Below are 19,651 nucleotides of genomic sequence, written 5' to 3'. Positions count from 1 at the left end.
CGCAGACCGTGGCCCGGTGGACTACTCCCAGGGCCTGCCCGACCACCACGACCCCACGGCCGGCATCGGCGGTGCCGCGCCGGCCCGGTCGGCGTTGACCCTGCGCCTGTGGCTGGCCTCGTTCGGGCTGGTCTTCTGCCTGGGCGCGGGCCTGCTGTGGCTGGCCTCCGACCTGCCGGCCTGGCCGGGTGTCGTGCTGCTGGCGCTGGCCGCGGTGGCGGCCGTCGACCTGGTGGTGGTGGCCCGCCGCAAGGCGCGCGGCGAGCCGGGCTAGCGGACGGCGGACGGCGCCCGCTCGGCCAGCCAGCCGGCCAGCTCCCCGGCCGGCATCGGGCGGGCGAGGTGGAAGCCCTGCGCGAAGGTGCAGCCGAGCTCGGCGGCCATCGCCAGCTGCTCAGGGGTCTCCACGCCCTCGGCCAGGGTGCGCACGCCGCACGCCTGGGCCAGGGCCACCACGGCGGCGATCGCCGCGGCCGCCTGGCTGCGCCGCCCCTCGGGGTAGGCGATCAGGCTGCGGTCGATCTTGAGCAGGCCCGCGGGCATGGCGACCAGCTGGCCCAGCGAGGAGAAGCCGCTGCCGAAGTCGTCGATGGACACCTCCACGCCGGTGCGCCGGAGCTCGGCGAACTGCGCGGCGGTGCGTTCGACGTCCTCGGCCACCGAGCGCTCGGCGAGCTCGACGACCAGCAGCTCCGGCGGCAGCCCTGACTCGGTCAGCGCCTCGTGCACGTCGGCGACCAGGGTGCCCGCGGCGACGTCGCGGGCGCTGATGTTGACCGAGGTCACCAGGCGCAGCCCGGCCGCCGCCCAGGCCGCGGCCTGCCGGGTGGCCGCGCGCAGCACCCAGCGGGCGATCGGCGTCATGAGGTCGTGCTGGGCGGCGGTGGGCAGGAACTCCCCCGGCGCGAGCAGGCCGCGGCGCGGGTGCTGCCAGCGGACCAGTGCCTCCACGCCGGTCCACCGGCCCGAGGGCAGGTGCAGCACCGGGTGGTAGTGCAGCACCAGCTGCCCGTCGGCGACAGCCGCGCGCAGCTCGGTGGCGACCGTGGCCTTGTGCTGCGCGGCGGCGCGCAGGTCGGCGGTGAACAGCCGCACCCGGTTGCGGCCGGCCGCCTTGGCCGCGTACATGGCGAGGTCGGCGTCGCGGACGAGGTCGGTCGAACGCAGCCGGGCGACCCCGGACCCGGACTCGGCCGCCGTGGCGATGCCGATGCTCACCCCCAGGCGCACCAGCCGGCCGCCGAGGTCGAACGGGCGGTCGATGCTGGCCCGGCAGCGGTCGGCGAGCGTCTCCGCGCCGGCGGTGTCGCAGTCGCGGCACAGCACGACGAACTCGTCGCCGCCCAGCCGCCCCACGGTGTCACCGGCGCGGGTGGAGCCGGTCAGCCGGGCGGCGATCTGGCGCAGCAGGGCGTCGCCGGCGTCGTGGCCGAGGGAGTCGTTGACGTCCTTGAAGCCGTCGACGTCGAGGAAGAGGACCGAGACCGGGCCGCGCTCGGGCTGCTGCAGCTCGGCGTCGATGAGCTCGTGCAGGTGGGCGCGGTTGGGCAGCTCGGTGAGCGTGTCGTGCCGGGCCCGCCAGTCCGAGGCGCGCTCGGCGGCGACGCGGGAGGTGACGTCGGTGTGGGTGACCACGACCTGGCCGGCCTGGTCGACGCGGGAGGCCTGCAGGTGGATCCAGTGGGTGCCGCCGGGCAGCTCGACGGCGTAGTCGGCCTGCACCGAGGCCTGCTCGCCGCGGGACAGCGCCCGGAGCTGGTCGATGAGGGCCGACGTGCCGGCGCCGCCGCTCAGCCGGCGGACCATGGCGAAGTAGTCGCCGTCCACCCCGACGCGCACCCGGTCGTCCCCGAGGGCGTCGGCGGCCTTGTCCCAGGCGGTGTTGGACAGCAGCACGGTGCCGTCGGCGTCGATCAGCAGGGTCGGTGACGGCAGCGCGTCGAGGACGGCCTCGACCACGACGGCGGAGCGGTCGGACGCACCGGGCCGGCGGCGGACGTCGAGCGGCAGCTCGGGCTCGCCCGGTCGTCCCACGTGCCCTCCTGCCCGGTGGTAGCCCCCGTCGGTCCCCGGGGATACGGTGCCCAGGTCGATGGCGCTCATGCCCCATCACCCCCCTCCGGCTCCTTGGTCTCCCGGACCACCCACCGCAGGTACTCGGGGGAGCCGCCGACGACCGGCAGCGCGATCACGCAGGGGACGTCGTACGGGTGCAGCTCGGCGGTGCGTGCCACGACCTCCGGCACCAGGGACCGGCGGGTGTGCAGCGCCACGCGCGCCTCGGGCTCGTCGTGCACGGCACCCTCCCAGCGGTACACCGACCGGATCGCGGCGAACTGGTGGCCGCAGGCCACCAGCCTCTCCTCTACCAGTGTCCGTGTGTACCCGCTCAACCACTCGGCGTCACCCCCCGTGACGACGATCTCGCAGACGTCCTCTCCCACGTGTCCATCCTGCCGGGGTGCACCGACACGGCTGCGGGGTAGGGCCGGAGGATGAGCGAGGAGATGACCGTCACGGTCGACGGCGAGGAGTACCTGGTCCGCCCCGAGGGTGGCAGCATGCGCGTGGGCCGCCGGGTCGGGGGCGAGACCACCTGGCTGGAGGACGTCGACGCCGCCACCCTGCCCGAGGCGGCCCGCGGCGCCCTGGAGCGCGGGGACGCCTCCGACGGGTCGCTGCTGACCGCGCTGCGCGGCGTGGTGGCCGCGGAGGGGCAGCGCGGCGGGTGAGCCGGACGGGCGCCCGGGCGGGGCGCCGGTGACGCCGGCGGACCGGCTGCCGGCCGACCTGGTCCTCGAGGGCGGCGGGGTCAAGGGCGTCGCGCTGGCCGGTGCCGCCGCGGAGCTGCTCGGCCGGTACCGGTTCGAGCGGGTGGCCGGCTCCTCGGCCGGCGCCCTGCTCGCCGCCTTCCTCGCGGCCGGGCTGGACGCCGGCGGCGTGCTCGAGCGCACCGCGCGGCTGGAGTACGACCGGGTGCCCGACCGGTGGGCGCCGGTGCCGGTGCTGGCGCCCGCGGTCGGGCTGCTGACCCGCTCGGGGCTGCACCCGGGGCGCTGGGTCACCGAGTGGGTCCGCCGCGAGCTGGCCGACCTGGGGGTGCGCACCTTCGGCGACCTGCGCCGCGACGACCCGGGCGACGACCCGGCCCTCGCGCCGTGGCAGCGCTACCGGCTGGTGGTCACCGCGACCGACGTCACCCGCGGCCGGCTGCTGCGGCTGCCGTGGGACTACCGCGAGTACGGCCTGGACCCCGACGCCCAGCCGGTCGCCGACGCCGTCCGCGCCTCCCTGGCCATCCCGTACTTCTTCTCCCCGCGGGTGCTGCGCGACCCCCGCACCGGGCGCCGCTCCACCCTGGTGGACGGCGGGGTGCTGTCCAACTTCCCGGTGGAGACCTTCGACCGCACCGACGCCGCCGCACCCCGGTGGCCCACGTTCGGTGTCGGCGTCGGGGACGCCCTGTCCGACGAGGACGTGTCGGTGCTGCCCGCCCTGCGGCGGCTGCCGGGCCCGCTGCGGCTGCTGGACTCGCTGGTCGCGACGACGGTCAGCGCCCGCGACCGCGACTACCTGGCCCGGCCCTGCGTGCGCCGGCGGGCGTTCTCCGTCGACACCACCGGCACCGGCCTCACCGAGTTCGACGTCGGGGAGGCCGAGCGCGCCCGGCTGGTCGCCGCGGGCACCGCCGCGGCCCGGGTCTTCCTGGCCGGCTGGGACTGGGAGGAGTACCTGCGGGCCTGCCGGGGGGCTGCGGCCGGGTGAGCAGGGGTCAGCCGGCGGCCGGCACCAGGTCCTCGGCCATCTCCGGCCACCACTGGCCGGCCGGCGGCCCCCCGGCGCAGGTGCCGTCGGAGTCGCCGGGCTGCTTGACCCACAGCAGCGCGTCGACCCGCGGCAGGACCGGCGAGGTCGTCGGCGGCTGACCGAGCTCCCGTCCCGGCGGGTTGCACCAGCGGCCCTCGGAGCCGGCGGCGTCCTCCGGCGGGCCGGCGCCGTTGCGGCTGGTGTCGATGACGAAGTGCGCGGGTGGCGTCCCCTCCGGCGCGCCGGGCGCCAGCTCCTCGGACAGCGCCAGCCCGTACTCGGCACTGACCTCGGTGGTCTCGTAGTTGCTGACGTTGACGGAGAACCCGTCGGTCCGGTCGATGCCGCTGCGCCGCAGGGCGTCGGCGAGCACCGGCAGGTCGGTCACCCAGCTGGCGTTGCCCGCGTCCAGGTAGACCCGCGTGCCCGGCTGCCGGTCGAGGATGTCCACGGCCTGCGCCAGCAGCCCGTAGCGCGCGGCGGGGTCGAGCCCCTCGCAGCCGACGACGGCCTGCGGGACGGCGTCCGGCTCCAGGACGACGACCGCCGGCCGGTCCCCCAGCGCGGCGGCGAAGGCGCCCACCCACGCCAGGTAGGCGTCCACGTCGGCGGCGCCGCCGGCCGAGTAGAGGCCGCAGTCGCGGCCGGGCACGTTGTAGGCCACGAGCACCGGCAGCTCCCCCGCGGCGGCCGCGGCCTCGGAGACCTCCAGCACCGCCGGGTAGGGGTTGTCCGGGGTGGCGATCCAGGTGGCCGTCGGCTGCTCGGCCAGCGCGGCGAGGGTCTCCGCGTCGTCGGCGCGACCCTCGGCGAGCGCCTGCTCGACCGCGACGGGGGCGTGGCCCTCGGGGTTGAGCCACAGCTCCTCCCCCGCGAGCCGGCTGGACGTCGTCCCGGCGTCCGGCGCGGTCCCCCCACCGCCGCCGCAGGCCACCAGGGCGCCGGCGGCGGCGGCCAGCACCGCGGTGCGGACCGACCGCCGGCGGACCGGTCGGGCCGTCATCCGACGTGCACCCAGCGGGCCGGGGACGGCACACCCTCGTCGTCGAGCACGACCAACATGTACCAGCCGGACGGGGTGAGGCCCTCCTCGGCGGGGACGGCCAGCTCGTAGCCGCCCGCCCCCGTGCGCCGCACGTCGAGGGCCACGGACCGCTGCTCCGGGTCGGTCTGGTGGGTGACCGCGCTGGGCCGCAGCAGCCGGGCCGCGGTGACGTCGGCCCCGCTGGTGGCGACGGCGAAGCTGCTGCCCCGGGTGACCTCCTGCGGCGCGTCCTCGATCCGCGGCCGGTCGCCGGCGAACAGGTACGGCGGGGAGTACAGCTCGATGCGGGTGTCGAACGTCCCGGGCAGGGTGTTCTCCTCGTCGGAGAACAGCGGGTCCGACCCCATCGTCATGACCCGCCCGTCGGGCAGCAGCAGCGCGGTCGCGTGGTAGTTGCGGCCCACCTCGTTGGGCGCCGCCTCGTGCAGGTGGCCGGTCTGCGGGTCGTACACCGTGGCCAGGAACAGGTCGCTCTGCGAGTTGCCGCGGTAGCCGACCGACCCCCCGGTGAGCAGGGTGGAGTCGTCGGGCAGCGTCACCGCGTTGACGTACCGCGCCGGGCTCGGGTACTCCCCGGCCGGCCGGTAGCGCGGCTCGGGCTCGTCGAGGTCGACGACGTCGAACCGCGCCGTCGACTCCTCACTGTCGCCGACCCCGCCGCCGCCGACGATGCCGACCCGCTGGTCCTGCGCCGGCGCCAGCAGGAACGAGGTGGCCGTCTCGTTGAAGTCCGGGTCGCGCAGGCCGTCGACGTCGGTCCAGGAGTTGTCGTCGAGGTCCCAGATGCCCGGCTGGCGGCCCTCCTCGGCCGGGCCGTAGCCGGTGTTGGCGCCGCTGTAGAAGATCCGCGAGCCGTCGGCGAGCCGGTGCAGGCCGGGGTAGGTCGGGAAGTACCGCTCCAGCTCCGGGGCGGCCTGCCAGGTGCGGGTGGCCGGGTCGTAGACCTCGTTCTCCCCGTCGAGCACCTTGCCGTGCTCGTCCAGGCCGGAGACGGCCAGCACCCGGCCGCCGTCCAGCCCGACGAGGGTCGGGTACCAGCGGGACTCGGTGAGCCGCCCGGTGCGCCGGTAGGTCTCGGTGGCCACGTCGAACTCGTAGGAGGCGTCCAGCCCCCGGTAGTTCTGCTTGTCCAGGGTGATGGTGTCCCCCTGGCCGTACAGGGTGGAGCGCTGGCGGGCGTCGAACTCCTCGACCTGGAACTGCTGGCCCTCGGTGACGACGTACCCGTCACCCGCGTCCTCGGCCTCGATCCACACGTCCTGCTGGCCGGCCATGTGGGTGCCGTCGGCCATGGTGTGCGCCGGCGGCACGGTGACCTCCGCCGTCGTCAGGTAGACCAGGCCGCGCGCGGTGAAGCGGGTGCCGGCGGGCAGGGTGACCGGGCCGTCGAGGCGCTCGTTCTTCACGGTGAGGATGCCGGCGGCGCGGCTGACGTCGTCGGCCAGCACCTCGTACTTGCGAGTCCCGCCGGCGACGAGCAGGTTGCCGTTGGGCAGGTAGGCGTGCCCGGAGCAGAACAGGTCCTCCGGGGTCGGGACCTCCTCGGCCGCCCCGGTCACCGGGTCCCAGACGATGGTGCGGAAGGTGCCGGCGTCGAAGTCCTCGGCCTCGTTGCCCGACCCGGCGATGAGCAGCACCTTGCCGGTGTGCAGCAGCGCGGCGTGCACGGCCTGGCCGCGGTACCGCTCGGGCAGCTCGACGGTCTGCCAGTCGCCGTACCGGGCCTGGTACTCCGGCCGGCTGCGCTGGTAGTCGGTGTAGGCGGAGTCGACGACGGAGGCGACCACCGGCCCGTTGGCCGCGACCAGCCCGGCGACCGTCACCGAGACGAGGGCGGCGTTGCGCAGCCGGCGCAGCGGCCGGGGCTTGCGGCGGGTCATCGGGTGCTCTCCTGGGGGACGGGGACGTCGACGACGTGGTTGCCGACGAAGGTGACGGCCGGCGCGGGGGGGCCGACGACGGGGACGGGCTGCGGGACGGGCTGCGGGACGGGCCGGGGCGCCGGGCGCAGCCGGGTGCCGAGCAGCCCGGAGACCCAGATGGCCACGGGCAGCAGGGACATGGACAGGGTCAGCAGGGCCCAGGCGCGGATCGCCGGGTGGTCGTTGCCGAGCAGCTCGGAGGCGCCCAGTGCGAGCACCAGCAGGCCGGCCCACCACAGGTTCTTGGCGAAGGACCCGATCCGGTCGCCGCTGACGGCGCCCTTGCGGGTGACGGCGAAGGAGATGTTGCGGCCGCGGACGGCGGCCCACAGCGCGCTGACGTACATCGGCGTCGACATGACCGAGATGGCCATCCCGCTGACGCCCGAGGAGCCCTCCTCCTCGTGCGGGCTGACGTTGTGCCGGCGGTTCCAGAAGTAGACGCCCACCTGCAGCACGGCCGCGTTGACGTAGAGCATCAGCCACAGCTGCGCGGGCACCAGCAGGCCGGCGACACCGGTCAGCAGGTAGGCGACCACGTTCGTGACGCCGAGGACCCAGCTGATCGCCGCCGCCGGGTAGTAGGACATCAGCAGCCCGTAGTGCGCCCGCCGCCAGAACGACAGCCGCCAGGCCATCCGCCAGAACCGGCGCAGCACGACCTCGTCGGTCCCGCGGGCCCAGCGGCCCTGCTGGACGAAGTAGTCCTGCCAGGTGCTGGGGCCCTCGCCGACGGCCAGGACGTCGGGGGTGTAGACCGACCGCCACTTCGTGCCGGTCTCCGGGTTGCGGCGGGAGTGCCACACGATGCTGGTCGCGGCGTCCTCGGTGATGGAGTCCTGCAGCCCGCCGATGGCCCGCAGCGCCGACAGCCGGACGGCGTTGTTGGTGCCGACGAACATCGCGGCGCCGAACCGGTTGGCGGCCCGCTGCAGGACGCTGTGGAACAGGTACTGCTGGGACTCCGCGGCGCGGGTGACGAAGTTGTCGTAGTTGCCGTACACCTGCGGGCCGACGACGAAGGCGACGTCCGGGTCGTGGAAGTAGCCCATCAACCGCTCGGCGAAGTTGGGCAGCGGCACGTGGTCGGAGTCGACGGACAGCCAGAAGTCGTAGTCGTCGCCGTGCGCGTCCAGCCAGGCGTTGTAGTTGCCGTGCTTGGTCCGCGCCTTGTGCGGGCCGGTCTCCCGGTTCCACTCCGGCACGCCGTGCCGGGTGAAGTGCCGGACGCCGACCTCGGCGCACATGGCCCGCACGGCGGGGTCGTCGCCCTCGTCGAGCAGCCAGACGTCGAACGTGCCCTCGTACCGGACGCGGACGGCCGCCTCCAGCGTGCGGCGCACCATCTCGATCGGCTCCTTGCTGGGCACGATCGTGGTGATGAACGCGACCCGCTGGCCGGTCAGGGGCGCGGTGGGCACCGGGTCGCGCGCGTTGAGCGTCGCGACGGCCAGCGTGAAGACGTTGACCAGCCGGAGGCCCTCGATGACCGCGATGCTGCCGATCAGCCCCATGGCCAGGTAGGACGGCCAGTCGTCGGAGAACTCGGGGTGGTTGGCCGGCCGCAGCAGGAAGAGCAGGAAGAGCACCTCGAACACCAGCGCCGCGGTGACCAGCACCCACGCCCGCAGACGTGCCGCACCGCGGGTCACCTGCCGGAACCGGACCCGGCCGTCGGCGGCCGGCTCCTGGAGCGGGCCGGCGAGCTCGCTGAAGTCGTCGTAGGGATAGGCGGCGAGGCGGGACGGGCACTCACTCACACCGGGACGTGACCAGGGGGCTGCCTCCTTCCTGGGAGGGCGCCGGCGGGCCAGACGCCGGGGACGGCGCGGCCCGCTGCAGCGCGGGGAGGTTCAGGGGCACGGGGGACCTGTCTTCAGGTGGGCAGCGGGGGGCGACCAGGGCGCTCCCGGTCTCGGGAAGGGCACGTCGGCGTGCTCGAGACGCGCGGGAGCGGGCGCACGCCCAGCTGCGGTGGCGGCTGGGGAGTCCTCGGGGGTCGGGCCGGTCAGCTCCGAGGGGACCGGGAGGAGAGGGGACGGGGCGGGCGGGTCACGGCGGTCCTGCTGCGGTGTGGTGGACCGCACCGGTGGACGGTGGCGCCACTGTTCCCCCCATGATCAGGCGACCGCCTTCTCCCCCGTGCACCTGCGCGTGGCGTCGGTGGGACCGATCGGTTCTCCACGTCTGTCTCGGACGCCCTCGTCGGGCGCCGGCGAGGACGTTAACCGGGAGTGATCGCCGCTCGCCGAACAGAGGGGGTTGATCACGCGGACGAGTGACCCCCGTGGACGCGTGCCTCCCACGCTGCGTGCCTACAGCGGGACGGTGTGCCGATCGCCGGCCGCCGTCCGGGCGCCCGGGCGCCGTGTGCGGAACGTCACCATCCCTGGCGCGCCACTACGGCGGGGTGCTCCCGAGCCGCCCACGGTGACCCCCGGCCGGGCGGGCGCCGCGGACGGGGCGGTGACGCACGGGGTACGTGTTGCCTGCGTCACACCGGCCCCCTAGCGTCGGCCACCCCCCCCCGCCCTGAGGAGACCCATGCGTGCCGACCTGTTCGCCGCCCACGCCGCCCTGTCCCGCCGATCCGCGCTCGGGCTCGCCGGTGCGGCCGCCCTCGGCGTCGCCGGCCTGGCCGGCGCATCGCCGGCCGCCGCGACCGGGCCCCGCGGGGGCGGGGGCGGGGACGCCGGCGGCTACGACGACGAGATGTTCGACGTGGCCTCCGCCGAGGGCGGCGGCTGGGCGCCGTCCCGCTACGGCGCGGGCGACCAGCGCGGCACGTTCAACGAGGTGACGGCCGCCACGACCGCCGCCGCCCTGCAGCTGCTGGCCGACGGCGGCCCGGTGCGCACGTACAACCTGGGCGAGCTGATGACCAACGGCTTCCCGGCCTTCCAGACCGAGCCGCCGCGGGTGTACGAGCAGCGGCTCACCGTCACCGGCTACCAGCCGCCCGCCGGGTTCGTCGAGGGCGGCGGCATCCTGCAGACCACCACGCCGCTGGGCGCCAACAAGGTGAGCATCCACGAGGAGCGCTTCCCGCAGGGCTACACGTACCAGATCGTCACCCAGCTCGACGGGCTCAACCACCTCGGCGTCGGCGCGACGTTCTACAACGGCTTCCAGGGCCCGGACATCGCCACGCCCACCGGGACGAGCAAGCTCGGCAACGAGCACATGGGGCCGGTCGTCACCCGCGGCGTGCTGCTCGACGTGCTGGGCCTGAAGCTCGAGGAGGGGGCCGGCGACGCGCTGTCGGAGAGCGCCGACGGCGACCCGGTGCTGCTGGACAACTACCGGATCACCATCGCCGACCTGGAGGCCGCGGCGGAGCGGGGCGGCACCGGGGACATCCGGCCCGGCGACGTCGTGCTCCTCCGCACCGGCTGGAACAGGATCGCCCGCAGCGACCCGGAGCGGTACCTGACGCAGGAGCCGGGCATCTACCTGGCCGAGTCGCGGTACCTGGCCGACCGGCGCCCGGCCATCATCGGCTCGGACACCTGGGGGCTGGAGGTGCTGGGCAACCCGGTGGTGGAGGCCGTGTTCCCGGTGCACCAGGAGCTGCTCGTCAAGAACGGCATCCGGATCGGCGAGGGCGTCATCACCGACGGGCTCGCCGAGGACGGCGTGTTCGAGTTCGTCTACGTGACGACGCCGCAGTACGCGCAGGGCGCGACCGCGGGCAACGCGCCGCCGGCCGCGCTCGGGCAGCCGGGCCGCCGTCATCGTCGCCGCCACGGGTGAGGGTCCGGCCGGCGCGGGTCAGGCGTCGACGTAGCGGTCGCGCTCGACGACGAACTGGCCCGTGGCGGTGTTGGCGTCGACGAACTCCGGCAGCAGCGGGATGCGCACCGTGACGGTCACGCAGACGCTGAACTCCTCCCCCGGGGTCAGCGTCGGCGCGTACCCGCCCGCGGCGTCGCAGCCGGCGCCGGGCGGCGCGTAGGCCACGAGGACGTCCCCGGCGTCGACCGACTGGTCCTGCACCGCCAGCCGGGCCGCGGCCTGCGCGCGGGCCGCGCCGGTGGCCGGGTCCGGGGCGGTGCCCATCGCCCGCCCGGCCTCCCGTGCCGCGGCGGTGGAGGCGAACACCCCGCGCTGCACCGCGGAGAAGCCCGCGACGACGTAGACGAGCGGCACGAAGACGACGACGGCGATGAAGGCGAACTCCACCAGCGCCGAGCCGCGCTCGCCGGCGAGCGAGCCGAGCCGCGCCCGCAGCCACATCACCGGGCCTCCTCGACCGCCCGGCCGGTGACCTGCACCGGCAGCAGCGAGCCCAGCCCGGCCAGCAGCGGCGGCACCGCCCCGGAGCAGCGCACCACCACCAGGGTCAGCCCGCTGGGGTCGGTCTCCTCCGCCGACGTGCACACCAGCCCGTCGGCGGTCTGCTGCGAGGTGGCGCGGGTCACGACCGCCACCGCGCGGTCGGCGGCGGCCGACGACGGGACGTCGGCGTTGGCGGCGAACCGGGCACCCTCCTGCGCGCTGGCGGTCAGCACGTTGCGCACGTGCACGTAGACGGCCACCTGCAGCACCGCGAGCAGCAGCACGACGACGAGCACCGACACGAGGACGAACTCGACGACCGCCCCGCCCCGCTCCCCGGCGTCCTCGCCCGGCAGAGCTGGGTCAACCACCGGCCGTGACGGAGGCCAGGGCGTTGGTGACGGCGGCGACGATGGCCTCGCGGAACGGGACCAGGATGGCCAGCACCAGGGCCGCCGTCATCACCGTGATCATGACCCAGCCGGGGACGTCGCCCCGCTCGGCGTCGTCGCCGCGCAGGCGGTCGGCCAGTGCGGCCAGCGCCGCGAGGACCCCCGTGAGCAGAGGCATGCTGCGTCCTTCCTGTCGTGTCCGCGGGCTCATCGGGCCAGCGAGACGATGCTGATCAAGCCGGGGTAGAGCGCGAAGAGGACGGTCACCGGCAGCACCAGGAAGACGACCGGCACCATCATCGCGATCTCCTTGCGGCCGCCGGCCTCGAGCAGCCGGCGCTTGCCGGCTTCGCGTACGTCGGCGGCCTGGGCGCGCAGCACCTCGGCGAGCGGGGTGCCGCGCTCCAGCGCGACGAGCAGCCCGTCGACGAAGCGGGCCAGCGCGCCCAGCGAGGTGCGGTCGGCGAGCTGCTGGAGCGCCTCGGCCAGCGGCACCCCGGCGCGCGCCCTGCCCAGCGCCGCGCCGAGCTCACGGGCGAGCTCCCCGCCGGACAGCCGGGTGACCCGGGCGATCGCCGCGGCCGGGCCCTCCCCCGCGGTCACCGCGAGCGCGAGCAGCTCGGCCACCACGGGGAACTCCGCGAGCAGCAGCTCCTCGCGCCGGCGCACCTGCTGGGTGAGCCACCAGTCACGGCCGAGCACCCCGCCCACCAGGCCCGCCACGCACAGCAGCGCCACCGACAGCACGTTGACGCTGCCGGACAGCAACGAGCCGACCGCGGCCACCAGCGCGGCGCCGAGCAGCCCCAGGCCGCCCCAGACCACCTGCTCGACGCGGAGGTCCTCGACGGTGGCGTCGCTGCCGAGGGCCTCCAGCCGGCGGCGCACCGCCGTCCGGCCGCCGAGCACCCGGTCGACCAGGCGGGCGCCGTCGGCGACCACCGGGCCGAACAGCCGCCGGGCGGCGGTGAGCAGGCCGGCCTCGGTGACCGTCCCCAAGAGCCTGGACGGCGGCGGGGTGTCGTGCACGTAGGGCGCCAGCCGGTCGACCAGGCGGACCGAGCGGAACGGCGGCACGAACGTGACCACGAGCAGGACGCCGGTGGCCGCGGCCAGGCCCAGGAGCATCCCGGCCAGCGCGGCGGTCACTGCAGTACCCGCACGTCCTGCGGCAGCCGGCCGAGGCGCAGCATGAGCCGGTAGGAGGCCAGGCAGACCGCCGCGCCGCCGAGCAGGATCGCCGTGCCCAGCGGGGAGTCGTAGGCCTCCAGCGTCGCCGACTGGGTGGCCAGCAGGAGCAGCACCACCCACGGCGCGGCGACGGCCAGCCGGGCGGCCTGCACCACCCAGCCCTGGCGGGTCTCCAGCTCGGCGCGGGCGCGGGCGTCCTCGCGCAGGAAGGACGACAGCGTCCGCAGCACGCGCCCGAGGTCGCTGCCACCGACCTCGCGGGCGACCCGCAGCGTCTCGACGATGCGGTCGCCGACCGGGTCGGCCAGGTCGTCCTTGAGCCGGTCGAGGCAGTCGCCGAACCGGCCGCTGGAGCGGTACTCGGCGGCGAAGCGGGCGAACGGCGGCCGCAGCACCTCCGGGCCGCGGGTCGACAGCGCCGACAGCGCCTCGGGCAGCGACAGCCCGGCCCGGACGGCGGAGGCGAGGTTGTCGACGACCTCGGGCCACACCTCGCGCAGGTCCGCGCGGCGCCGGGCGGCGAGCCGGCGCACCTGCACGACCGGGAGCGCCGCAGCGAAGACGCCGAACAGCAGGCTCACCGTGACGGTGCCCGTGGTGAGCAGGACGACGACCGCGGCGAGCAGCCCGAGGGCGACCTGGATGGCGGCCAGCTGCGCCGGGTTGATGCCGGTCAGGCCCGCCGCGGCCAGCTGCCGCTGCCGCCGGGACGGCCCCCGCTGGCGGCGCCGGCGCTCCGGGGCGCGCGGTCCGCTGCGCCACACGAGCAGCAGCCCGACCCCCAGCAGCAGGCCGAGGAGCGCGCCGGTCATGTCCTCCACCGGGAGTCGTCGAGCAGCGCGGGCAGGTCGAAGCCGTGGGCGGCGAAGCGCTCGGGGTGCGGCGGGTAGCCGCCGGCGCGTACCAGGCGGCCCCCTGAGGTGGTGAAGACGTCGGCGAGCTCGATGACGCCGTCCTCGGCGCGACCGGGGACGGCGACGACCTCGCGCACGCGGCGCCGCCCGTCCGGGTCGCTGCCCACGTGGACGACCAGGTCGACGCTGGCGGCCACGGTGGGGACGACGAAGGCGTGCCCGATGTTCTCCCCGGCCAGCAGCGGCAGGGTGCACATCTTGGTGACCGCCTCGCGGGCGCTGTTGGCGTGCAGGGTGCACATCCCCGGCAGGCCGGAGTTGAGCGCGATGAGCAAGTCGAGGCACTCCTCCTGGCGCACCTCGCCGACGACGATGCGCGAGGGCCGCATCCGCAGCGCCTCCTTGACCAGCCGGCGCAGGGGGATCTCCCCGGCGCCCTCGAGGTTGGGCTGGCGGGTCTGCATCGCCACCACGTCGGGCAGCGGCACCCGCAGCTCGAAGACCTCCTCGCAGGTGATCACCCGCTCCCGCGCCGGGATCGCCGCGCACAGGCAGTTGAGCAGCGTCGTCTTGCCGGCCTGGGTACCGCCGGCGACCAGCACGTTGAGCCCGGACACGACGGCGGCCTCCAGAAACCGCGCCGCGTGCGACGTCAGCGTGCCCAGCGCGACCAATTCGTCGAGGGAGTGCGCCTGCAGCACGAACTTGCGGATGTTGACCGCCATGTGCCGCCGGGTGACGTCCGGGATGACACGCTCCCGGCCTCTCTGCGCAGGTCAGCGGCGGTGTACGACCCCCTCAGTCCGCACGGAGTCCGCAGATGGCGCGAATGCCGCGTCGACAGCAGCACGAGTTCGGGTGTCAGCGTCGGGCCACAGGTGCGAGTAGGTCCGCAGGGTCTCCGTCTCGTCCGCGTGGCCCAGGACGTGCGCCACGGTCTTCACCGACTCCCCAAAGCGGATCAACGCCGAGGCGGTGAAGTGCCGCAGGTCGTGGAACCGCGCGGTCGGGAGGCCAGCGCGCTTGCGGAGCGGCTGCCACACCGAGTTGTTGAAGGTGTTGGACCAGATCGGGCCGCCGGTGCGTGACCGGAAGACGAGGTCGTCCGGTCCGGCCGGGAAGCCCGCCAGGTGCTCGGCCAGCGCCGAGGCGACCACGTCGGCCAGCGGGACCGTGCGGATACTGCCGCGGGTCTTCGGCGGTGCAAGCTTCGGCGGCGCCCCCGGTATGAGCGTCAACTGCTCGACGACGTCCAGCTCGCGTTCCAGGAACCGGACCCTGCTCACCTTGAGGCCCAGCGCCTCGCCGAGCCGCAGGCCACAGCCGGCGCCCAGGACGACGAGGGCGCGGTACCGGTCGGGCGCCGCGTCGACCAAGGCCGCGACCTGCTCGACCGTCAAGGGGACGACCTTCTCCCGGTGCGGCCGAGGAGGAACGGTGTCCCGGCACGGTGACTTGGCGAGGAACCCGTCCTCGACGGCGTCGGCGAAGATGCCAGCGAGCAAGGCCATCATCTGCCGACTGGTCGTCGGCGACAGCTTCGCCTCGAGCCCGCGACGGAATGCGAGCACCTGAGTTCGCGTGACTGCCGACAGCCGCTTGTCCCCGAACGCGGGCAGCAAGTGATTCCGCAGATAGGAGTCGTAGGCCCGGCGGGACGAGTCCCGCAGCGGCTGCGCCGGCAGCCACGTCTCGACATAGGCACGGAAGGTGCTCCGGCCCCTCTTCGGGTCAACCCAGTCACCGCGCACCAACGCCGCCGTCTGCTCGTCGAGCCACCGCTGGGCGTCGACCTTTCGCTTGAAGTGGCGGGCGTGCTCCTTGCCGTTGTCATCCCGGTACCGCGGCCGGTACGTGCCATCGGGCCGCCTCGCGATCGACGCCACCGCTCATCGCCTCCCTGGTCGTGTATCTGGCTCTGGCCAGCGCAGTCTCGGCTCGTCTGTGACCCGAACGCTGACACCGCGCATGGCCCTTGTCTCCCGGCTCCCGTCTTCTTGGGGATTCACCGGGGCATCCCCAGGCCCGGGCCGGGATGTCGTACGAGGCGTCGGATGTCCTCGGGGCGCGGCGACCGGACGCCCGGCTGAGATGGCGCCGACCGGGGGGCGGGTGGCCGGGTGGCGGCGGGCGCGGGGTCGTGGCGGGCACGCCAGCGGTCACGCTCTCTGGCTAGCTGATCGGCCGGTTGGGCGAGGAGAGCCGGCTCGGCCGTCAGGCGCGCGATGCGGGCGCGGACGGCGGCCAGTTCGGTGTGGGAGGCGGCGATGTCCCGGTCGGTGTCGGCCAGCCGCTCCGCCGGGTCGGGGGTCCAGGCGAGGCGTCCGAAGCGGGCGAGCCGCTCCTCGTGCTGACGGCGGGCGTGGGTCAGCGCGGCCCCGGCGTGCCGGTGGGCCTCCTGGGTGGTGGCCGCGGTCGCGCGCAGCTGGGCGTGCTCGGGGTGCGCGTGTTGGGCGTGGTGGCGGGCGTGAGAGTCGAAGGCGGTCCACAGCCGCGGTCGGTCGTGGGAGCGGTCGGCCAGGCGGGCGATCTGCTGTGGGTCGGTGGGCATGGCCGGCAGGTAGGGCCGCCAGGTGTCCGCCCAGTCGACCAGCTGCTCGCCGGCCCGGTTCACCGCCGCTCGCCGGAGTCGGAGGCGGCCGGGACCGTCGAGCACGACCTGCGCGGCCTGGCGGGCGGCGTCCCGTCCGGTGTCCCAGGCGTCGAGGAGGGTGTCGCGGATCCGGTCGGTCTCGGCGGTGACGGCCGCGCCGCTGGCGTCGGCCCGCGCGGTGGCATGGCGGGCGTCTATGCCCGTTTGCTCGTACCGGGCTTCCAGCGCGGCGGCCCGGTCGGCGTGGGCGGACTCGAGCGCGACGATCTGGTGCAGCGCGTCCCGGCGCGCCACGTGGTGGGCGAGCCGATCCAGGCAGCGCTGCTCGGCCGTCCAGGCGGAGTGCAGGTCGGCGAGCGCCTGCTCCAGCGGGGGCGGTTGGGCGTAGCGGGCGGCCTCGGCGGCCGCGAGTTCGGCGGCGTGCGCGGGGCCGAGGTCGGCGCGGTCGCGGGCGAAGACGGCGATCCACTGCTCGCGCGCCTCAGCGGGGTCGGTCGCGACGAGGTGGGCGGTGTTGGCTTCCCTGCCGCGGGTCATCCCGACGTAGGCCGCGGCCGCGCCGGTGTCCTCGCCGACGACCAGGTGGGCGGCGGTCACGGTGTCGCCTTGGGTGCCGTGCGCGGTGGTGGCGTAGGCCAGTTCCACGTGCGCGGTGACGTAGTTCGCCGGCAGCACCCGCGCCGCTGTGTGGGCCGGGGGGACGGCGGGAGTGACAGCGGGTGACACGCCGCCGTCGGGGGTGACATGCGGTGTGCCGTCGGGGGTGACGAGCAGCCCGCCGTTGCGGCCGACCGCGGTGACGACCCACGTGTCCCGGTTGGCAACCCGGAGGTCGCGATCGTTGCGACGGGTGGCGATCCGGTCGCCGACGCCGATCCGCTGCCCGGCCCCGGTGACCACCACGCGCCGGTCATCGACCCGGCCGTCGGTGACGAGCCGGTCCCGGATGGCGGTGCTGAGGGCGGCGGCCTGCCCACGGGTAGCGACTACCACGGCCACGCGCTCGCCCGTGAGCAGGCCGTCGGCCGCGGCGGCCGCGAGCGCCTTCTGCAGCACCTCGTCGTCGGGGTGCAGCCGGATCTGCCCGCGGGCCAGCAGCGCGTCGAACACCGTGCCGGAGTTCTCACCGGTCCGCATCGCGAGGGTCAGGTCGGCGTAGTCGGTGTCCGGAGTGCTGCGGCCGGTGGTATCGATGCGGGTGAAGCGGTGCACCGCCTTGAGGGTCAGGTGCCCGGTCGGGTCGACCTGCGCCGCAGCGAGGTCGAGGACGCCGCCGCGGCCGACCGCGGCGAGCTGATGCCGGTCACCGAGCAGGGCCACATGTACCTGGCGCTCGTCGGCAATCGTCAGCAGGGCTCGGGCGGTGTCCTGATCGAGCATGCCCGCCTCGTCCACGACGAGCAGGTCACCGGCCCGCAGCCGCGCGCCGTCGGCCGGTCCGGCGTAGGCGCGGCCGGTGATCGGGTCGGGGTGGCCGACGGCGAGGCGGGTCCAGGCGCCGTCGTCGTTCCAGCGCCAGCCGTACTCGAAGGCCAGCCGGGCCGCTGACCCGGCGACCGCGCCGACCTCGGCGGCGGCGACCTTGGCCGCCTTCAGCGTCGGGGTGACGACCACCAGCCGGCGGCCCTGCTCGGCGAGCAGAGTCCTGGCCGCGGCCAGCGTGGTGGTCTTCCCGGCGCCGGCCACGCCCTCGATCACCACCAGGCGCCGCTGGCCGGCGAGCGCGGCGGCCGCCGCGGCCTGTCCGGGGTCCAGCCGGGTGGCACCGGCTGCGGCGTCGACCGGCGGTGCCGGGGCAGTGTCCGTGACGCGGGCGGGGCGCTCGGTGGCGCGAGCGGCGAGGCGGGCGGTGAGGTCGGCCTCGACATCGAGCACCTGCTGGCATGTCAACGCCCGGATGTGCTCGGGCACGCCGTTGCGGTCTAGCAGCGGCACGCACCGGACCAGGGTGCGGGCAGTGAGGTCTTCGGCCAGCTCAATGCGCACCGCTGGCTCCGCCACGACGCCGGCGGCGGCGATCAGCTGCTCGACTTCGCCCCGGACGTCGGCGGCGTTCCACGCCGAGCGGCCGGCGGCCAGCCGTGTCAGCACCCGGTCGACCGCCCCGTCGCGGTCCAGTGCACCGACCAGCGTGGGTGCCAGGTCCACCGGCCGGTCGCGGTCCCGATACCCAAGGTCGGTCAGCTCGGCCAGCCAACGGGCGGTGAGGTCCTCGCCGGATTGGGGGGTGACCTTGTCGGGGCGGCCGGCTGCCCACGCTCTGGCGTCCCAGGCGCGGCGCAACGCCGGGCCGGGGTGTTCGCCGGGATGCGCCGCGGTCCATTCCCGTTCATAGGTGTCGATGTTCCGGGCGATCTGCGCGGCTCTTGCGCTGAAGGCGCCCACGAGATCCGCCAGCTGCCGGATCTCCCCGTCGACATTCAACACGTACCCGTGGGCGGCGAGCGCGGCCCGGAATTGTGGGTCGCAGGCGATCGCGGCGTGCCCGATACCGTTGATTGCGGCGAGGGAGTCGCGGACGCCGACGGTGTGCAGGCCGCGCCATTTGCCGGCCGCGAACACCCGGGCGTTGACTTGCAGGTGCAGATGGCGGTGCGGATCCCCGGCCCGCGACGTGTAGTGCGCCACCGTCACCGCCTCGGCCACCTCGACCGGCACCTGCACCTGCCCGCCGCGCGGACCGACGCGGGTGGTGGCGTGCTGCCCCACCCAGCCGATGATCTGCTCGGCCGCCCGCGCCTGGGCCGCGTCGTACGCCGCCGCGATGTCTGGGTGCAGCGCCGCGGCCAGCGACCACGTCTTCGGGCCGTTGACCACCACCTCGACGAACCGCACCGCACGCCCGTCGCCGCGCAGCTGCCCCCGCGGCTCCCCAGTGCCCGGGTCGCAGCCGGCCACCCACGTCTCGTAGGCGTCACCGGTCAGCGGCGCCAGCTCGCTCACCCGCCCTCCGATGACGGCGAACCGGCGGGCAACCCCGGCGCTCTCGGTGAGGTAGTAGTCATCCGCCCGGCCCCGGTCGGCCTCCAAGTAGTGGCGGGCAGCCGCCGGCGAGCCGGCGTAGATTTTCATCCCGCCATGCATTCTCAACGCCACCCGACAATGACCAACAAGTCACCCCTAGAAACGGCGACGGGCCCCGCGAAGCGGGGCCCGACCTACCTCCGAAGGTAGCATGCGTGCCGTTTGCTGGTGAAGACCTGAGCTTGTCCGAGAAAGGCTGGAGTGGCGGGCGCGAAGAGGCAGCGGACGTCACGTCGTTGATTGTTCACGGCGATTGCCGACTGCGAACTGATCGCTTTGCTGCGAGTTGCAGGGGCGGATGACGAACAGCGCCGGAGTCCCTGGCTCGAGTCACCGGCCTCCTGCGACTCGGTGGCGCGGATGTCGAGCGGCAGCCAGACGACGAGGCTGCGACCGGCTCGCAGGGCGTCCCGGTTGTCCTCCCCGTGTGGGAAGCTTTATCGGGCGGGTCTTATGGGACGGTGGTCGAGGGGCACGTGCTCTGTCCTGCGGTGTTCCCGGTTGGGGTTCCGCTTGCGGGACAGGGCTGCAGGTCGTCGGTGGTC

At 75.0% G+C, this 19,651-nt stretch carries 17 protein-coding genes; 4 read left to right on the top strand and 13 right to left on the bottom strand.

What is annotated here, in order from left to right; all coding sequences use genetic code 11:
* The first annotated feature begins 16 nt into the window (after window positions 1–16).
* Window positions 17–274: a DUF6343 family protein gene (locus tag CHB98_RS07540; protein ID WP_245820992.1), complete on the top strand. Its 258-nt coding sequence runs from the start codon at window positions 17–19 to the stop codon at window positions 272–274.
* Here CHB98_RS07540 and CHB98_RS07535 read toward each other — a convergent pair.
* Window positions 271–2,034 (bottom strand): putative bifunctional diguanylate cyclase/phosphodiesterase, encoded by a 1,764-nt coding sequence (locus CHB98_RS07535; protein ID WP_245820991.1) that lies wholly within the window; start codon window positions 2,032–2,034, stop codon window positions 271–273. The genes CHB98_RS07540 and CHB98_RS07535 overlap by 4 nt on opposite strands.
* 65 nt (window positions 2,035–2,099) lie before the next feature.
* Entirely contained in the window at window positions 2,100–2,444 is a 345-nt protein-coding gene (gene cutA, locus CHB98_RS07530) for a divalent-cation tolerance protein CutA (RefSeq protein WP_089304992.1), read from the bottom strand.
* A 51-nt stretch (window positions 2,445–2,495) separates the two neighbouring features.
* Between cutA and CHB98_RS07525 the strand changes: the two genes are divergently transcribed.
* Window positions 2,496–2,732: a hypothetical protein gene (locus CHB98_RS07525; RefSeq protein WP_143424999.1), complete on the top strand. Its 237-nt coding sequence runs from the start codon at window positions 2,496–2,498 to the stop codon at window positions 2,730–2,732.
* Between the two features lie 28 nt (window positions 2,733–2,760).
* Window positions 2,761–3,765, top strand: coding sequence for a patatin-like phospholipase family protein (locus tag CHB98_RS07520; protein WP_089304990.1), 1,005 nt, complete (start codon window positions 2,761–2,763; stop codon window positions 3,763–3,765).
* A gap of 7 nt (window positions 3,766–3,772) precedes the next feature.
* Here the strand turns inward: CHB98_RS07520 and CHB98_RS07515 are convergent, their stop codons facing one another.
* The 3 genes from CHB98_RS07515 to CHB98_RS07505 are packed head-to-tail and all read right to left on the bottom strand — an operon-like array spanning window position 3,773 to window position 8,534.
* Window positions 3,773–4,810 carry a glycoside hydrolase family 6 protein gene (locus CHB98_RS07515; RefSeq protein WP_089304989.1) on the bottom strand — a complete coding sequence of 346 codons (1,038 nt, stop codon included), beginning with the start codon at window positions 4,808–4,810 and terminating at the stop codon, window positions 3,773–3,775.
* Window positions 4,807–6,732 carry a radical copper oxidase GlxA gene (gene glxA / locus CHB98_RS21990; protein WP_089304988.1) on the bottom strand — a complete coding sequence of 642 codons (1,926 nt, stop codon included), beginning with the start codon at window positions 6,730–6,732 and terminating at the stop codon, window positions 4,807–4,809. Before glxA ends, CHB98_RS07515 begins: the two co-directional genes overlap by 4 nt.
* Window positions 6,729–8,534, bottom strand: a complete 1,806-nt coding sequence (locus CHB98_RS07505; protein ID WP_218822287.1) for a glycosyltransferase family 2 protein — start codon at window positions 8,532–8,534, stop codon at window positions 6,729–6,731. Before CHB98_RS07505 ends, glxA begins: the two co-directional genes overlap by 4 nt.
* A gap of 784 nt (window positions 8,535–9,318) precedes the next feature.
* On the opposite strand from CHB98_RS07505, the gene CHB98_RS07500 reads away from it, so the two are divergent.
* On the top strand, window positions 9,319–10,527 hold the full coding sequence (locus CHB98_RS07500) for a cyclase family protein (RefSeq protein ID WP_089304987.1): 1,209 nt from the start codon (window positions 9,319–9,321) through the stop codon (window positions 10,525–10,527).
* An 18-nt stretch (window positions 10,528–10,545) separates the two neighbouring features.
* Here the strand turns inward: CHB98_RS07500 and CHB98_RS07495 are convergent, their stop codons facing one another.
* From CHB98_RS07495 to mobF, 8 genes are all read right to left on the bottom strand, one after another.
* Window positions 10,546–11,010, bottom strand: a complete 465-nt coding sequence (locus tag CHB98_RS07495) for a hypothetical protein (protein ID WP_245821031.1) — start codon at window positions 11,008–11,010, stop codon at window positions 10,546–10,548.
* Window positions 11,010–11,423, bottom strand: a complete 414-nt coding sequence (locus CHB98_RS07490) for a TadE/TadG family type IV pilus assembly protein (RefSeq protein WP_089304985.1) — start codon at window positions 11,421–11,423, stop codon at window positions 11,010–11,012. Before CHB98_RS07490 ends, CHB98_RS07495 begins: the two co-directional genes overlap by 1 nt.
* Window positions 11,416–11,622, bottom strand: coding sequence for a hypothetical protein (locus tag CHB98_RS07485; RefSeq protein WP_089304984.1), 207 nt, complete (start codon window positions 11,620–11,622; stop codon window positions 11,416–11,418). The genes CHB98_RS07490 and CHB98_RS07485 overlap by 8 nt, the downstream gene beginning before the upstream one ends.
* A gap of 29 nt (window positions 11,623–11,651) precedes the next feature.
* Entirely contained in the window at window positions 11,652–12,593 is a 942-nt protein-coding gene (locus tag CHB98_RS07480) for a type II secretion system F family protein (protein ID WP_089304983.1), read from the bottom strand.
* Window positions 12,590–13,447: a type II secretion system F family protein gene (locus CHB98_RS07475; RefSeq protein WP_089305271.1), complete on the bottom strand. Its 858-nt coding sequence runs from the start codon at window positions 13,445–13,447 to the stop codon at window positions 12,590–12,592. Before CHB98_RS07475 ends, CHB98_RS07480 begins: the two co-directional genes overlap by 4 nt.
* Window positions 13,444–14,214 (bottom strand): TadA family conjugal transfer-associated ATPase, encoded by a 771-nt coding sequence (locus tag CHB98_RS07470; RefSeq protein WP_245820990.1) that lies wholly within the window; start codon window positions 14,212–14,214, stop codon window positions 13,444–13,446. Before CHB98_RS07470 ends, CHB98_RS07475 begins: the two co-directional genes overlap by 4 nt.
* A 51-nt stretch (window positions 14,215–14,265) precedes the next feature.
* A complete protein-coding gene (locus CHB98_RS07465; RefSeq protein WP_089304982.1) occupies window positions 14,266–15,375 on the bottom strand; it encodes a tyrosine-type recombinase/integrase in 1,110 nt (369 codons plus the stop codon).
* Between the two features lie 119 nt (window positions 15,376–15,494).
* On the bottom strand, window positions 15,495–19,154 hold the full coding sequence (gene mobF / locus CHB98_RS07460; RefSeq protein WP_089304981.1) for a MobF family relaxase: 3,660 nt from the start codon (window positions 19,152–19,154) through the stop codon (window positions 15,495–15,497).
* Between the last annotated feature and the right edge of the window lie 497 nt (window positions 19,155–19,651).

Origin of the sequence: Geodermatophilus pulveris, from assembly GCF_900188375.1 — a bacterium.
Classification (GTDB): domain Bacteria; phylum Actinomycetota; class Actinomycetes; order Mycobacteriales; family Geodermatophilaceae; genus Geodermatophilus; species Geodermatophilus pulveris.
The sequence above is the reverse complement of the archived record's forward strand: the minus strand, read 5'-3'. Positions and strand labels throughout refer to the sequence as shown.

Excerpts from the sequence above, each read along its gene's own strand:
- CHB98_RS07525 (WP_143424999.1), top strand. The coding sequence starts at position 2,496 with ATGAGCGAGGAGATGACCGTCACGGTCGACGGCGAGGAGTACCTGGTC.
- CHB98_RS07515 (WP_089304989.1), bottom strand. The coding sequence starts at position 4,810 with ATGACGGCCCGACCGGTCCGCCGGCGGTCGGTCCGCACCGCGGTGCTG.
- glxA (WP_089304988.1), bottom strand. The coding sequence starts at position 6,732 with ATGACCCGCCGCAAGCCCCGGCCGCTGCGCCGGCTGCGCAACGCCGCC.
- CHB98_RS07500 (WP_089304987.1), top strand. The coding sequence starts at position 9,319 with ATGCGTGCCGACCTGTTCGCCGCCCACGCCGCCCTGTCCCGCCGATCC.
- CHB98_RS07495 (WP_245821031.1), bottom strand. The coding sequence starts at position 11,010 with ATGTGGCTGCGGGCGCGGCTCGGCTCGCTCGCCGGCGAGCGCGGCTCG.
- CHB98_RS07485 (WP_089304984.1), bottom strand. The coding sequence starts at position 11,622 with ATGCCTCTGCTCACGGGGGTCCTCGCGGCGCTGGCCGCACTGGCCGAC.
- CHB98_RS07475 (WP_089305271.1), bottom strand. The coding sequence starts at position 13,447 with ATGACCGGCGCGCTCCTCGGCCTGCTGCTGGGGGTCGGGCTGCTGCTC.
- CHB98_RS07470 (WP_245820990.1), bottom strand. The coding sequence starts at position 14,214 with ATGGCGGTCAACATCCGCAAGTTCGTGCTGCAGGCGCACTCCCTCGAC.
- mobF (WP_089304981.1), bottom strand. The coding sequence starts at position 19,154 with ATGAAAATCTACGCCGGCTCGCCGGCGGCTGCCCGCCACTACTTGGAG.